General features: G+C 72.4%; 13 protein-coding genes. 7 read left to right on the forward strand and 6 right to left on the reverse strand.

Annotated elements, in window-relative coordinates; translation table 11 throughout:
- Positions 1 to 18 precede the first annotated feature (18 nt).
- Positions 19 to 693, reverse strand: a complete 675-nt coding sequence (locus OHQ87_RS12895; RefSeq protein ID WP_328348166.1) for a hypothetical protein — start codon at positions 691 to 693, stop codon at positions 19 to 21.
- Between the two features lie 93 nt (positions 694 to 786).
- Positions 787 to 1,281 carry a septum formation initiator gene (locus tag OHQ87_RS12900; protein ID WP_328348168.1) on the reverse strand — a complete coding sequence of 165 codons (495 nt, stop codon included), beginning with the start codon at positions 1,279 to 1,281 and terminating at the stop codon, positions 787 to 789.
- Between the two features lie 136 nt (positions 1,282 to 1,417).
- On the opposite strand from OHQ87_RS12900, the gene OHQ87_RS12905 reads away from it, so the two are divergent.
- Positions 1,418 to 2,710 (forward strand): sensor histidine kinase, encoded by a 1,293-nt coding sequence (locus OHQ87_RS12905; protein ID WP_328348170.1) that lies wholly within the window; start codon positions 1,418 to 1,420, stop codon positions 2,708 to 2,710.
- 75 nt (positions 2,711 to 2,785) lie between these two features.
- Positions 2,786 to 3,376: a PepSY domain-containing protein gene (locus OHQ87_RS12910; RefSeq protein ID WP_328348172.1), complete on the forward strand. Its 591-nt coding sequence runs from the start codon at positions 2,786 to 2,788 to the stop codon at positions 3,374 to 3,376.
- Between the two features lie 99 nt (positions 3,377 to 3,475).
- On the opposite strand, the gene OHQ87_RS12915 is transcribed toward OHQ87_RS12910, so the two are convergent.
- Positions 3,476 to 4,849, reverse strand: a complete 1,374-nt coding sequence (locus tag OHQ87_RS12915) for an outer membrane protein assembly factor BamB family protein (RefSeq protein WP_328348174.1) — start codon at positions 4,847 to 4,849, stop codon at positions 3,476 to 3,478.
- Positions 4,850 to 4,998: 149 nt separating this feature from the next.
- On the opposite strand from OHQ87_RS12915, the gene OHQ87_RS12920 reads away from it, so the two are divergent.
- Complete coding sequence (locus OHQ87_RS12920; RefSeq protein WP_328348176.1) at positions 4,999 to 5,736, forward strand: isocitrate lyase/PEP mutase family protein; 738 nt, start codon at positions 4,999 to 5,001, stop codon at positions 5,734 to 5,736.
- Positions 5,737 to 5,913: 177 nt separating this feature from the next.
- Here OHQ87_RS12920 and OHQ87_RS12925 read toward each other — a convergent pair whose 3' ends face one another.
- Positions 5,914 to 6,603, reverse strand: coding sequence for a FadR/GntR family transcriptional regulator (locus tag OHQ87_RS12925; protein ID WP_328348178.1), 690 nt, complete (start codon positions 6,601 to 6,603; stop codon positions 5,914 to 5,916).
- Between the two features lie 290 nt (positions 6,604 to 6,893).
- Here OHQ87_RS12925 and leuA point away from each other — a divergent pair, with 290 nt between their 5' ends.
- Positions 6,894 to 8,591 carry a 2-isopropylmalate synthase gene (gene leuA, locus OHQ87_RS12930; protein ID WP_328348831.1) on the forward strand — a complete coding sequence of 566 codons (1,698 nt, stop codon included), beginning with the start codon at positions 6,894 to 6,896 and terminating at the stop codon, positions 8,589 to 8,591.
- 20 nt (positions 8,592 to 8,611) lie between these two features.
- On the forward strand, positions 8,612 to 9,397 hold the full coding sequence (locus OHQ87_RS12935) for an ABC transporter ATP-binding protein (RefSeq protein ID WP_328348180.1): 786 nt from the start codon (positions 8,612 to 8,614) through the stop codon (positions 9,395 to 9,397).
- Positions 9,398 to 9,521: 124 nt separating this feature from the next.
- Here the strand turns inward: OHQ87_RS12935 and OHQ87_RS12940 are convergent, their stop codons facing one another.
- Positions 9,522 to 11,111, reverse strand: coding sequence for a DUF6194 family protein (locus OHQ87_RS12940; RefSeq protein ID WP_328348182.1), 1,590 nt, complete (start codon positions 11,109 to 11,111; stop codon positions 9,522 to 9,524).
- A gap of 27 nt (positions 11,112 to 11,138) precedes the next feature.
- Between OHQ87_RS12940 and OHQ87_RS12945 the strand changes: the two genes are divergently transcribed.
- The gene (locus OHQ87_RS12945) at positions 11,139 to 11,909 is read left to right on the forward strand and encodes a TioE family transcriptional regulator (RefSeq protein ID WP_328348184.1); all 771 of its coding nucleotides are present in this window, start codon (positions 11,139 to 11,141) and stop codon (positions 11,907 to 11,909) included.
- A gap of 21 nt (positions 11,910 to 11,930) precedes the next feature.
- On the opposite strand, the gene OHQ87_RS12950 is transcribed toward OHQ87_RS12945, so the two are convergent.
- Positions 11,931 to 12,986 carry an arabinan endo-1,5-alpha-L-arabinosidase gene (locus tag OHQ87_RS12950; RefSeq protein WP_328348186.1) on the reverse strand — a complete coding sequence of 352 codons (1,056 nt, stop codon included), beginning with the start codon at positions 12,984 to 12,986 and terminating at the stop codon, positions 11,931 to 11,933.
- Between the two features lie 497 nt (positions 12,987 to 13,483).
- Here OHQ87_RS12950 and OHQ87_RS12955 point away from each other — a divergent pair, with 497 nt between their 5' ends.
- A complete protein-coding gene (locus tag OHQ87_RS12955; RefSeq protein ID WP_328348188.1) occupies positions 13,484 to 14,062 on the forward strand; it encodes a hypothetical protein in 579 nt (192 codons plus the stop codon).
- The last annotated feature ends 101 nt before the right edge of the window (positions 14,063 to 14,163 follow it).

The following is a 14,163-nucleotide window of genomic DNA, read 5'->3' on the forward strand; positions in this document are numbered from 1 at the left end:
CGGCCGGCCTCGCCCGGATCACTCGTCATGGCCCTCCTCCACGCCGTCCGGGGTGATCGCACCGTCGTCGTGCTCCCCTTCCAGATAGACGTGCTGATGGCCCTGACCGGCATCGACGTTGACCTGATCGAGCTGGGTGGCGGCGACCGACCAGGCGGTGGCCGCCTGGACCGCCTGCCGTTTCGCCAGAGCCGTCAGCGCGGCGCGTTGGCTGGCCGGGCCGGTGACCGCGAGGAGGTACGACTCCACCGCCAGGGACGCCTGCTCCACGGCGCCGCGCAGCCCGCCGCGCGCCACGTTGGTGGCGGTGGTGCCCGACGGCGGGTTGGCGAACGGCTCCGCCGCCCGCGTCAGGACCTGCTGCCACTGGCGGGCCTGCTCGGGGCCCGGCTGCCGATCGACGGGCACGTCCGCCCGGAGGGCGACGAGAATGGGTGAGATCTCCTCCCGCAGGCGGCGGGCCGTCGCCGTCAGCTCGGCGATCTGCTTGCTGTCCCGCTGCGTCTCGGCCCGACGGATGTCGGCGATGGACGACTCCACCTCGTCCGGTCGACCGACCGTGTAGCCCACGACGCCGCCCAGGAGAGCGACGACGAGCCCGACCGCCACGACCACGCCGAGCCGGGTCAGCCGACGGGAGCGCGGGGCAGGCGCGGACAGTTGGTAAGAGGGCCTACCGGTGCGGCGTGACACGATGTCTCCCTGCGTCGACGGAGCCTGGTCGCAGCCTAGCCGTCCCGTCCGAGGCCGGTCGATACCCGACGAGAGTCCCCGCAGGGCGTCAGGTCAGTCGCCGTCACCCGGACGGGCCACCGGCTCGCCGCCGATGCAGCCGACCTTCACCTCGAACTCCCCCGCCGGGCCGGCGAAGGTCACCTCGGCGTCGTCGTCCGGCCCACGGTCGACGTCCTTCACCCGGTAGTCCTGCGCCGGTGCCCAGGTGACCAGCCGGACGTCGGCCCCCACGCACTCGGCGACCGCCGTACCGCCCGCGGTGGAGAAGCTACGGCGCAGGCCGGGTGCCGTGGACGGGGACGACGGCGTGGCGGAGACAGCCGACGGGGACGACGGCGTGGCGGGCACCGCGCTCGGCGGCACCGCCGTCACCGGGGTCGGTTCCGGAGCCGCCAGGGCCCGCTCGACCTCGGCCTGGCTTCGCACCCCGCCGGGCGTGCCGGTGATGCTCTCCCCGACCAGCCGGATCGCGGCCACCCCGATCAGGGTGGCGAGCACGGCGGCGGCCAGCCAGCCGGCGGTGGCGAGGAGCGTACGGCGACCCATGCCCCGACTATGCCCGACCGCCCGCTAAGCCGAGCACGGCAGCAGGATAAGTGGAGGTTAAGACCCGGCCCGGACGCCGGTCGGACCGGTTAACCTGCCTAGCTGTGGCAACCCTGCCCGTGATCGGGGACGACGGATGAGACGGCGGCTGGCGCTGCTGGTGATGGCGACCACCTGCCTGACCCTGGTCGCCTTCCTGGTGCCGCTGGCCCTGCTGGTGCGCACCGTCGCCGAGGACCGGGCCACCGTCCGGGCCACCGCCGATGTGCAGGGGCTGGTGCCGGTGGTCGGCACGGCCGACACCGCGACGATCCGGTTGACCGTGGAGCAGCTCACCGCCGAGTCGGGGCGGCCGGTCAGCGTATTCCTGCCCGACGGCACGGTGCTCGGCGCGCCGGAGCCGCGTACCGCCGCGGTGGCCCTCGCCGCGCGGGGCCAGAGCCTCACCGCGGAGCTCGACGGCGGTCGGGAGATCGTGATCGCCGTGCAGGGCCGGGCCGACGGCACCGGTGTGATCCGGACGGTGGTCCCCCGGTCCGACATCACCGCCGGGGTGGCCCGTGCCTGGCTGGTACTGGCCGCGCTCGGCATCGTGCTCGTGCTGCTCAGCCTCGCCGTCGCCGACCGGCTGGCCCGCACCCTGGTCCGGCCGATCACCGAACTCTCCTCGGTCTCGCACCGGCTGGCCAACGCCGAGCTCACCGCCCGCGCCCAGCCCGCCGGCCCACCGGAGCTGCGCGAGGTCGCCGGTGCGCTCAACCACCTGGCCGCCCGGATCCAGGTGCTGCTGCGCGAGGAACGGGAGCAGGTGGCGGACCTGTCACATCGACTGCGTACGCCGCTGACCGCGTTGCGGCTGGAGGCGGAGTCGCTGCGCGACCCGGACGACGCGGCCCGGGTGTCGTCGGCCGTGGACGCGCTGGAACGGGCGGTCACCGGCCTGATCCGGCAGGCACGCTGGCGCAGCGACCCGACCGACACCGGTCCCGGCGCGGTCGCCGCCGACGCCGCCACGATCGTGGGCGAACGGGTCGCCTTCTGGTCGGTGCTCGCCGAGGACACCGGCCGCACGGTCACCCTCGACCTCGCCACCGGGCCGCTGCCGGTCGGAGTGCCCGCCGACGAGCTTGCCGCCGCAGTGGACGCCCTGCTGGGCAACGTCTTCGCGCACACCCCGGACGGCACCGGGTTCACCGTCCGGCTGACCCGGGAGGCGACCGGCGCCACCCTGGTCGTCCGCGACGCCGGGCCGGGGATACCGGCCGGCCTGATCGAACGGGGTGCCAGCCGGGCCGGCTCGACCGGGCTCGGTCTGGACATCGCCCGTCGTGCCGCGCAGGCGAGCGGCGGCCGGCTCGACCTGGGTGCCGGTGCGGAGGGCGGCGCGGTGGTGACCCTGCGGCTCGGCCCGGCCTTAACCGGGGCTTAGCGTCGGCACAGCGCGCCGCTATCCACCGCCGGAGCAAGCTCACTGCAACAACCGAGACCTCCGGAGGTACGCATCATGAAGCGCACATCCCTGCTCCTGGCGGCCGTCGGCGGCGCCGCCGTCCTCGCCGTCACCGGCACGGCGCTCGGCGTGTCCGCCGCGGAACGGGCCCCTGCCCCCGCCCCCGTCGCCGAGACGACCGATCCCGCCCCGGTGGACCCGAGCGCTACCACCTCGACGCCCGGCACGCCGAGCGCCACCACCTCAACGCCCGGCACGCCGAGCGCCACCACCTCAACGCCCGGCACGCCGAGCGCCACCACCTCAACGCCCGGCACGCCGAGCGCCACCACCTCGACGCCCGGCACGCCCGCCTCGACGGGCAGCACCGCACCGGCCACCGACGACCCGGTCAGCCAGCAGCGGGCCGGTGAGATCGCCCTGGCCAAGGCCGGCGGGGGCCAGATCACCGAGATCGAGCGGGAGCAGGAGGAGGGCCGCCCGGTCTGGAGCGTGGAGATCATCAACGGCGACACCGAACACGAGGTCGAGGTCGACCGGGAAAGCGGCGCGATCGTCAAGTCCGAGCAGGAGAAGGCGGACCACGACGACAGGTCCGGCAGGGACGACGACGATGACGACTCGGACGACGGGGACGACGACTGACCCGGACCGTCGAGCCGGCCGCAGCGCGGCAGTGCGGTGAGTGCCCCGGCGGATTCCGCCGGGGCACGTCGCGGTCCGGTGGCCGGCACCGGCGGCCGGTCAGAAGGTGTGCAGCTCCACCGCGAGGCCGCCGGCACCGGAGTGGCTGACCGCGACCCAGTCCTTCCCGGCCCCGGCGAGCCAGCCCGGATAACGGCCGAGCTGACGACCCGTGCCCACCTCGTACACGACCACCTGCGGCCGGTCGTCCTCGGCCGCGCTGACCGCCACCAGCCCCGCGGTCACCGCCGACCGCCAGCTCGCCGACGTACCGGCCAGCGCCGGATCCGGCGCGGTCCACCGGGGTACGCCGGTGGCGAGATCGAGCAACGCCAGCGCACCCGTGTCGGCGGTGCCACGCACCAGCACCGACCGGTCGTCACCGTCGATCGGCACGCCGGCGGCGTCACCCTTCCACACCGTCCCGCCGGTGCGCAGGTCGACGAGTTGCGGTCGTTCGTCGGCGGTGACCGCGACGAGCCGGGTGCCGGTCCCGATCAGGGTCGGCCCGCTTCGGTGGTGGGCCAGCCGCTTGGCGCACTCGCCGTCCTCCCGGCGGCCGCTGTAGACCGCACCGGACCAGCCCCTGACACCGGTCGTCGCGTTGACGCTGGTGACGCTGACCGTGCAGCGCCGGTCACCCTTCGGAGGGTCGTTGTCGGTGCTCACCAGCAGGTCACCGGCGACGAAGCCGTACCAGGCCCGGTTCGGCAACCGCCCGGCCCCGGCCCGCCCGGTGGTCGGGGCGACGGGCGTGTAGGTGGCCGGTCGGGTCGGCGTGCTCAGCCGCACCACCACGTACCGGCCGGTGGCCGGCGCGTACGGCGTGCGCGCACCGAGGGTCACGTCGCTCACCCTGGCGAACCGGTCGGCGGGCAGCTTCCAGAGTTCGCGACCGTTCTGCACCTCCCGACCGGTGATCACGCAGGTCGCCGAGCTGCCGGTGCCGGCGCATTCCCTGGCGTAGACGACCTCTTCGTGGACGACGACGTCCTGGCTCCCGTCCGCCCGCCACCGGGTGGCTCCGGTGGCCGCGTCGAGCACCTCCATGCCGCCGTCGTCGTTGTCACTGGCCACGATCGACCCACCGGCGATCACGTACTGGTAGCCCGTGGTGAACGGATGACGCCACCGCTCCTGCCCGGTGGCCCGGTCCACCGCCCGTAGTTCGCGCTCGTCGGGGACGATGACGAGCTGACCGCTCTCGCCGAGCTCTTGGTCGAGCCGGCGGACCGACACCGACCAGGCCGGCCGAGGTCCGTCCGGGGTGGCCGACGCGACGCCGTCGCGCAGGCTCTCCTGAGTCTGCTCGACCCGCGCGGACGGTCGTTCCGCCCGCTCCGCCCGGGGCGCGGTGCAGCCGGGGAGCCCGATGACCAGGCTCAGGGCGACAGCGACGGTGCGCCAACGGGCTGGTCGGTGCGACGGCGACAACGGGCTCTCCCTCGATCGACGGTCAGAGCCGCCACCATAGGACCCGCGCGCACTCTCGGCTGCGGCCGTCGAACAGTGGTGGCCGTTAGGGTTCGGCACATGCCGCAGCTCAGCAGTCGTGACACCGCCCTCGTCGCCGGAGCCCACGGGTGAGGGACTTCGCCGCCCTCCACCGCACCGGCGACCCGCTCGTCCTGCCGAACGTCTGGGATGTCGCCTCGGCCCGCCTCCTGGTCGACGCCGGTTTCCCGGCACTCGGCACGACCAGCCTCGGCGTCGCGGCCGCCAACGGCCTTCCCGACGGTGTCCACGCCGCCGACGCCCACACCCTGCGTCTCACCCAGAGCCTGGCGACACTTCCGGTCCACGTCACCGTCGACATCGAGACCGGCTCGGTCGACGCCGCGGTCGCGGTGGCCGCCGCCGGTGCCGTCGGCGTCAACATGGAGGACGCCATGGGCCCGGTCACCACACACGCGGCGTTGATCCGCTCGGTGAAGCGGGAGGTGCCGCACCTGTTCGTCAACGCCCGGACCGACACCCACTGGCAGCGCCCCGGCGACCTGGCCGAGACCCTGCACCGGATCCGGCGTTACACGGACGCCGGCGCCGACGCCGTGTTCGTCCCCGGCCTGGCCGGACCCGCCGACATCGCCGCCGTCGTGGCGGCGGTGGACGTACCGGTCAACGTCCTGTTCCTGCCCGGACGGCACACCGTCGCCGCCCTCACCGACCTGGGCGTACGACGGATCAGCACCGGTTCCCTGCTCTTCCGCGCCGCCCTCGCCGCGACGGTGGAGGCGGCCCTGGCCGTCCGCGACGGCCGCCCGGTGCGCGCGGACCTGCCCTCCTACGCACAGGTAAACACCGGACCGCACCCGCGGTGACGCCAGCGCGGTGCCGGGGCCACCCGCATCCAGCGGCAACTGCGCGACGACTTCGGCATGGACCCGAGCCCCGAACTGCACACCGCGTACCTGGAACTCCTGACCGACGAGTCCTCCGCCGGTTCGGACGTGCCCCGTCGCCGGCCCCCGGCCGCCGCTCTCTGCAGGAATGACGTGTCAGAGGGAACGGAGCAGGGCGAGGGTCTGCTTGAGTTCGTCCCGCAGCGCCTGCCCGGCCGCCTCGGCGTCTCTCTCCGCGATGGCGCCCACCAGCGCGGCGTGCCCCTCGTCGCCGTGGTTCGGGTCGTCGGCACGCAGGTCGAGCAGTTCCACCAGGTCGAGCAGCCGTTGTTGCAGCACCGGTACGAACTCGGTGAACAGGCCGGTGAGCACCGGGTTGTGCGCTGCGGCGACCACCTTCTCGTGCAGGGCGATGTCGGCTGCGACGAACTCGGCGTCGTCAGCGTTCGCGGCATCACGACGCCGGGTCAGGGCCTCGTGGAGGGCGACGACGTCGTCGTCGGTCCGGCGCAGCGCGGCCAACTGCGCGGCCTCCACCTCGACGAGCATCCGGACCTCGTAGACATCGGTGATGGCCGCCCGTCGGAGTTGGGTGGACCAGCTCTGGTGGGGCCTGGTCGCGATGACGAAGACACCGGATCCCTGACGCGCCTGCACCAGCCCTGCGCCGGCGAGGGCTCGCAGGGCCTCCCGGACGGTCGATCGCCCCACGCCGAGCGCCTTGGCCAGGGCGGTCTCGCCGGGGAGCTTCGTCCCCACCGCCCACTCACCGCCGGTGATCTGCTCGCGCAGGTGGTCGGTGGCCTGCTCGACAAGAGGGGACGGCCGCAAAGCACCTAGCGACATGTGTGGTCCACCCTTCTAAACCTATCAGGTTGTCTGAGGAGCTGAGTTGTTGCTATCTTACTCCTCATGCTGCTGTATGAGCTTCTTCTCCTCGGCTGCCGCTGCGGGGTCTGACACGACCGGCACCCCGCAGCGGGGCACCGCGTTGTGCCGGTCACCGGACAGCCGACCGAAAGAAGTTCCGCACGATGATCTCCCACTCTCAGGGCACGGTGTTCCCCACCCTGCGCACGCCCGCCGGCGACGTCCCCGAGGATGCGCCGCACTGGAATCCGCAGCGCCCGAGCGCGATGCCGCACCACCGTTACCAGCCCGCGCACGAACGGGTCGCCCTGCCCCTCACTGACCGGACCTGGCCCTCGCGGCGGATCGAGCGGGCCCCGCTGTGGGTGCCCGTCGACCTGCGCGACGGCAACCAGGCGCTGGCCGAGCCGATGGACACCGGACGCAAGCGCCGGATGTTCGATCTCCTGGTCGCCATGGGCTTCAAGGAGATCGAGGTAGGTTACCCCTCGGCCAGCCAGACCGACTTCGACTTCGTACGCCACCTGGCCGAGAGTGGCGTCGTCCCCGAGGACGTCACCGTCTCCGTGTTCACCGCGGCGCGCAGGGACCTGATCGACCGGACCGTCGCCTCCGTCGAAGGACTGCCCCGCACTCTCGTGCACCTCTACACCGCGACCGCGCCCACCTGGCGAGACGTGGTTCTCGGTCGCTCCCGGGCCGAAGTCCACGAGCTGATCCGGGACGCCGCCACCTACCTGATGCGTCGTGCCGAGGAGCGTCCGGGTGCCGACATCAGGTTCGAGTTCTCCCCGGAGGTCTTCAACCTCACGGAACCGGACTTCATCCTGGAGGTCTGCGACAGTCTGACCGAGCTCTGGGAGGCGAGCCCGGACCGGCCGGTGGTCCACAACCTGCCGGCGACGGTGGAGATCGCCACCCCCAACGTGTACGCGGACCAGATCGAGTACATGAACCGTCAGTTGGCACGCCGCGAGTCCGTGATCCTGTCGGTCCACCCGCACAACGACCGCGGCACCGGCGTCGCCTGCGCCGAACTCGCCGTCCTGGCCGGGGCGCAGCGGGTGGAAGGCTGCCTGTTCGGCAACGGCGAGCGCACCGGAAACGTCGACCTCGTCACCCTGGCCCTGAACCTGTACGCGCAGGGCGTGAACCCGATGGTCGACTTCTCCGACATCGACGCGGTGCGCGAGGTGGTGGAGTACTGCAACCGGCTGCCGGTCCACCCCCGTCACCCCTACGGAGGCGACCTCGTCCACACGGCCTTCTCCGGCACCCACCAGGACGCCATCGCCAAGGGCATGACCCACCACGCCAAGCAGGCCGCCCAGCTGGGCGTACCCGCCGGGGAGGCCCCGTGGGCGGTGCCGTACCTGCCCGTCGACCCGGGCGACATCGGCCGCACGTACGAGGAGGTCATCCGCATCAACTCCCAGTCCGGCAAGGGAGGCATCGCGCACCTTCTGCGCACTCACCACGGCCTGGACCTGCCCGAGGGCATGCGCCCGGACTTCTCCCGCACGGTGCAGCAGGTCACCGATGCCACCGGTCAGGAGCTCACCCACAAGGAACTGTTCGCGCTCTTCCGCACCACCTACCTCACCCCGGCCCTGGACGGCCCGCTCACCCTGGTCTCCTGGCACACCGCGGAGACCGCGCCCGGCGAGCACCAGTTCGTCTGCACGCTGCAGGTCGACGGGGAGGAGCGCTCCTGCCGGGGTACCGGCAACGGGCCGCTGTCCGCCCTCGCCGACGCGCTCGGTACCGTCGGCATCACCATCGACATCCTCGGCTACGCCGAGCACTCCACCACCACCGGACCGGGCAGCCCGGCCGTCGCCTACGCCCAGTGCCGGGTGGACGACGCCACCTGCTGGGGCGCCGGCTGGGACACGTCCGTCCTGAGCGCCTCGGTGCACGCGGTGATGGCCGCCGTCAACCGCTCCGGGCGGGCTTCCTCGTGAACGCTCCCCCGGTACTGCGCGTGACCGACGCGACTGTCGTCCGTGACGGCAATCCGATCCTGTACGGGGTGTCGCTGACGGTACGAGCCGGCGAGCACTGGGCGCTACTCGGCCCCAACGGGGCGGGCAAGAGCACGCTGCTCAGTCTCCTCGGAGCGCTCGCGCACCCCACCCGTGGCACCGTCGAGGTGCTTGGCCACCGGTTGGGGCGGGTCGACATGCGCGAGTTGCGGTGCTACGTCGGCCACGTCAATCCGCGACACGAGCTTCGTTCGCCCCTCACGGTGCAGGACGTCGTGCTGACCGGGCTGACCAACACCATCGAACGCATTCCCCGCTGGCAGCCGACACCCGAGCAGATCGCGACGGCCGACCGTCTGATCGGCCTGCTCGGCCTCAGCGGGCGTCACGGGGCACGATGGCCGACCCTGTCGCAGGGGGAACGGGGCCGCGCGCTCATCGCCCGTGCGCTGATGCCCAGTCCACGGCTCCTGCTGCTCGACGAACCCGCGACCGGTCTGGACGTCGCCGGCCGGGAGCAGCTCATCGAACGGCTCGACACCCTGCAACACACCTACCCGGAGCTCGCGTCCGTCCTGGTCACCCACCACCTGGAGGAGCTTCCTCCCGGGACGACCCATGTGCTGCTGCTGCGGGACGGGTGCCGCCTGGCATCGGGGCCCGCCGACGAGGTCCTCACCAGCGACCAGGTCAGCACGTGCTTCGACCATCCCATCCGGCTCACTCGCGCGGAAGGACGGTGGAGCGTGAGAGCGCAGAACCCGGCCCGGCCACGCGTCGGATGAGGTGGTGCGCGCTCACCGGCGTGCGCCACCGCATGGTCCGGTGCCCACCGGACCCTCGACTTCGCACGCCCGGTCGCGGACGCCGTCCGCGCCCACGGAACACTGAGCAGCTTCGGGCCGCCGCTCAGCCCCGCCGGCCCGCCGACCGGCGCACGGCCCGCTCGTGCCGGTCGACCGCGCGGGCGTACGCGGTCGCGAGTAGCCGGTCGATCTCGGGCAGCAGCTGAGGGCCGGGCATGACGATGCTGCCGAAGCCGTACCGTGCGTAGCCGGGGTGGGGCACGAGGGTGTCCAGCCGGGCGAAGTCGAAGGCGTGCCGGTGTTCCTCGAAGGCCTTCGGGGGAAAGCCGAAGACCCTCTCGAACTCGGCGCGGCCCAGGTCGAGGTTGAGCCGGAAGACACCGGGCCGGTCGAGCTGGGAGGCCTCGTCGAAGCCGGGCACGTCGTGCGCGACGATGCTGGCGAACGGCTGTCGACGGTCCGGACCGACATAGAAGAACCGGTCGCCCCAGGACCCCTCGGGCGACCCGTTCTCCTCGCTCGCCACCAGCTGCTCGACGCCGGGCAGCGCGAGGATGCGATCGACGAGCACCGCCGCGTCGACACCGGTCGGGACGTGCAGCACCGCGTCGGCGTGGTCGATCGCGGCCCGGTCCAGCGGGTAGTAGCGGTGGTCGTGCGTCCTGCGCTCGGCCGCCGCTATCTCGGATGCGCGCACGTACCGGGGAAGGACGCTCTCCTGCTGGAGCCGGCCCTCGTAGGTCGACGCGGTGGGCGCCTCGATGCCGAGCGCGGGGCTCGCACCCAGGCTGCCGACGACCACCGCGTACCGGTCGTGGCGCAGCGCGGAGACGATCGCCCCGGCGCTCGCCCACGACACGTCCGTTCCGGCCACCGTCATCGTGATCGGATGACGTTGCAGGTGGGCGTTGTGCGCGAAGACCAGGGTGGGTCCTCGCTGCGCCTCGGCCGACCGGATCGCCAGCAGGTTCTCGGCCATCAGCCCGTCCCGGACCCCGGCCAGGCGGGCGAAGCGTTCCTCCCGCTCCGACGGTGCGGCGGCCGCGGCGTGGTAGCGCAGCACCGCGACGGCGGACGTGGCGTGCACGAACGCCGCCTGCCAGCCGACAGGTCGGCGGGGTGCCCGCAGGTACAACTCGGTCAGCAGGTCGTCGGCGAGCACCCGCAGACACCTGGCGTCGGTCGAGCGCCCGATCGACCTGCCGGGCTCCCAGACCGCGGCCGGGTCGCTCCACCGCGCCTCGTCGCCGACCAGGTCGTCGATCTCCGCTACCCGGTCGAGGCCGAGGAACTCACAGACCCGGGTGAGGTGGCGCCGTGGGCTCGGGGCGCCCTCGATCTCCAGCGGAGCGTCGAAGCCGTGGAACGTCAGCCGCTCGGCAGCCGGTCGTCCGGCGTTCCACTCGCGCATCCGGAGCAGCAGGTCGCGATTGGCCGGGGCGGACCCGAACCCGTGGCTGAACCCTTCGGCGAGCGCCCGGTCGAGCGTGACGGCGGCGCAACCCTGGACGAACCCGTCGGCGATCAGCCCGGCAGCCCGGTCGCTCTCCACCGCGATCGAGCGGTAGCCGTGCCCGGCCAGCGACAGGAACGCCTCGTTGCGGATCTGGAGGAAGGCTGACTCGCCATGCGTCGGCTCGCCGAGCGCGAGCAGGGTCGGCGGTACGGCGAACAGGTCGAGAAGGAAACTCATTGCCTCAACCGTATCGTTGAATCTCCGATGGAGACCTGCGAGCGACGGAGCACGGTGAGCGCCTCGAAACCCTCAAACCCAGGGGTACGCCGACCGGCCGACCTCGCGCGCCGTCACGGCCTCTCCGCGCAGTCCGTGCGCAACTACGAGCGGGACGGCGTCCTGCCCACGGCCCCCCGCGACCCGAACGGCTACCGGCGCTTCACCGAGGTGCACGCCAGGGCGCTGAGCGCCTATCTCGCACTGATCGCGGGCCACGGCCATGCTGCCGGCGGCGAGATCATGCGTGCGGTCAACCGGGGTGAGTTCGAGGCAGCCTGGCGCGCCATCGACCACAGCCACATCTTGCTGCAACGCGACCGGGAAACGCTGGACGCGGTCGAGGCGGCGGTCGCCGTCCTCACCGTTTCGCCACGGCAACCGCAGGGTCGCCGGGCCGTGCCGATCGGCGTGCTGGCGCACCGGCTCGGCGTACGACCCGCGACGTTGCGCAAGTGGGAGCGGGCCGGGATCCTGCAGCCGGCGCGCGATCCGACGACCCGTTACCGGGTCTACTCGCCGGACGACGTCCGCGACGCCGAACTCGCTCACCTGCTCCGCCGGGGCGGGTACCGGCTCGACCACATCGCCGGCGTGCTGCGTCGGGTACGCGAAGCCGGCGGCGCCGAACCGCTCGCCGCGTCACTGCGTCAGTGGCGGGAACGGCTCACCGAGCGTGGCCGGGCCATGCTCACCGGGGCCGCCCGGCTCGCCGACCACCTCGACGCCGACATCGGGTCCACCGCACGACCACAGTGAAATCTCGGACGACGGCCGCCGTCAGTAGACGAACGGCCAGCCGGCGTTGTCGTAGCCGAGCAGGTTGATGCCCAGCAACGACGCGCCGTTGTCGGCGTAGTAGTGGTAGACGAGCACCTCGGCGTCGGTGTCGGTGAACACCGCCTGATGCCCCGGTCCGTGGATGTTGCCGTGCCCGGCGAGCACCTGGGTGCCACCGCCGGCGGTCATCGCCACACCGTTGCGGTCGAGGTACGGCCCGGTGACCGAGGTGGACCGGCCCACCATGACCCGGTAGGTGCTCGCCGCGCCCTGGCAGCACCTGTCGAACGACACCCACAGGTAGTAGTAGCTGCCGTGCCGCACGATCACCGGGGCTTCGATCGCGCCTCCGTTGCGGCCCGCGATGCTGCGCACCGTCGTGTCGGAGCGCTTCCCGGTGGCCGGATTCAGCGCCACCATCTTGATGCCGGACCAGAACGACCCGAAGCTGAGCCACCACCTGCCGGAGGCGTCGACCACCAGGTTCGGATCGATCGCGTTGAAGTTGTCCGACGTCCGGGACTCGATCACCAGACCCTGGTTGGTCCAACTGCCGGAGGCACCGGTGGTGCTCGTGGCCAGGAAGATCGCCGACCGGTTCGACCCGAACGTCGAGGCCGAGTAGTACAGCCAGTACCGACCATCACGGTAGGACAGGTCCGGCGCCCACAGGTTGCTGCTGCCACCGGTGTACGTGGTGGTCCACGGCGCACCGTTGGGGAACACCGCACCTGCGTTACGGAACGCGGTCCGGTCACTGGAGGTCTTGAGGGCGATGTTGGCACCGGTGTGCGCCAACAGGTAACCACCACCCGGACGGACCACGATCGTCGGATCGTGCACCCCGACGTCCCCGGTGACCCGGCCCGGCCCCGGGTACGACCCAGGCGGTGTCGTGGGGGTCGCCGCCGCCCGGGGCGCGACGGTCGGCGCGGCGGCGGACGAGGACTGCGTTGCCGCGGCCGTGCCGGCGGCCGTCAGCACGACGGCCAGGGACAGCAGAGCCAGCCGGCGGAGGGTGGGCGATGCCGGTACGGCGGACGGTGAGGTGGTCACGACAGGTCCTCGGGTCGGGCGCCGGGCGCCCGGTTGCGGGCCGTGGCGGCGCGACGTGGCACACGTTGCTCTGGTGCGTGGTGGAGCCGGCAGAGGGGTCCAGCGCCAATAGATTGACTAGCTTGGATGCTTTCGCTCGCCACGCTACCGAGCTCCCGTCGATGATCGCAAGCAGCGACACCGACGCTCGTCAATGTTGCAGAGCGGCACCAGACGTGTTGGAATGGCTCATATCGCCGCAGCACGGGGGCAACCGTGCTGAGAACGGCCAGTGCGGGAGCATCGCAGTGCCGGCAACGCGTCGCCTTCCGGCGGACGCCCGCCTGTCACATCGCCGGGCCATCCCCCGACGAGGGGCATCATGCCGGCGGGCGCCCCTCGCCCGCCACACGTATCCCCCCCGGCCCGCGCGCCCGACGGCCCACGCGCCCGACACGCGGGGGCATCCGATCCCGCCCGCCAGCACACCGGAGCCGGCGACGAGGTGAGAGGCGACCATGGTTTCCCGAGAGAGATTCGCGCGGTGGTACCGCCACCGCCTGGTATGGGCGGCGGTGACCCTGTTGGCAGTGTCGGCCGGCACTGTCGTACTGGCCAACCGGGCCAGCACCGAGACGGAGCCGGCGGATCTGCAGGCGCAGATCGTGGCCCGGATGCGCACCACGCTCGAACAGGCGGACCCGGGGCAGCACCAGCACGCCGGACACAGCACCCAGCAGGGCGGCACCGAGGAGAAGCCGCCGGTGATCTGCGGGGTCCGCGTCTACGGCTACGAGCCGGCCGAGGCCACCACGCTCGCCGACGTGCAGAAGGTCTACGGCTTCCACCTCTGCGGAATCGCCGAACAGAAGCGCCCCTGGGACGTGGCGGTCAAGCTGGCCGGCCCCTTGATCATGGACATGTCCACCGACCCCCCGGGCATCCAGGTCGTCGAGGCTACGGCCGACGTCAGGTTCGTCGACCGGCTGCGGGAGATGTTCCCCGCCAGGTATGCAACGTTGGCGCAAGAGGAGGCGCTTGCCCCTTCGGAGCTGGCCGACCAGCGCCGCCGGTACGACGCCGCAGCCGGGCTGTGACCACGCCGGACGACCCGGCAGGCGTCACGACCCGCATTCGCCCGGCCGCCGGATCCCACCCGTGACGATGCCGCGGCTGCGCCCGGCCACGCACAGGCGTG

The organism is Micromonospora sp. NBC_00421 (assembly GCF_036017915.1).
Lineage (GTDB): Bacteria > Actinomycetota > Actinomycetes > Mycobacteriales > Micromonosporaceae > Micromonospora.

Excerpts from the sequence above, each read along its gene's own strand:
- OHQ87_RS12900 (WP_328348168.1), bottom strand. The coding sequence starts at position 1,281 with ATGGGTCGCCGTACGCTCCTCGCCACCGCCGGCTGGCTGGCCGCCGCC.
- OHQ87_RS12905 (WP_328348170.1), top strand. The coding sequence starts at position 1,418 with ATGAGACGGCGGCTGGCGCTGCTGGTGATGGCGACCACCTGCCTGACC.
- OHQ87_RS12910 (WP_328348172.1), top strand. The coding sequence starts at position 2,786 with ATGAAGCGCACATCCCTGCTCCTGGCGGCCGTCGGCGGCGCCGCCGTC.
- OHQ87_RS12925 (WP_328348178.1), bottom strand. The coding sequence starts at position 6,603 with ATGTCGCTAGGTGCTTTGCGGCCGTCCCCTCTTGTCGAGCAGGCCACC.
- leuA (WP_328348831.1), top strand. The coding sequence starts at position 6,894 with ATGCCGCACCACCGTTACCAGCCCGCGCACGAACGGGTCGCCCTGCCC.
- OHQ87_RS12940 (WP_328348182.1), bottom strand. The coding sequence starts at position 11,111 with ATGAGTTTCCTTCTCGACCTGTTCGCCGTACCGCCGACCCTGCTCGCG.
- OHQ87_RS12945 (WP_328348184.1), top strand. The coding sequence starts at position 11,139 with ATGGAGACCTGCGAGCGACGGAGCACGGTGAGCGCCTCGAAACCCTCA.
- OHQ87_RS12955 (WP_328348188.1), top strand. The coding sequence starts at position 13,484 with ATGGTTTCCCGAGAGAGATTCGCGCGGTGGTACCGCCACCGCCTGGTA.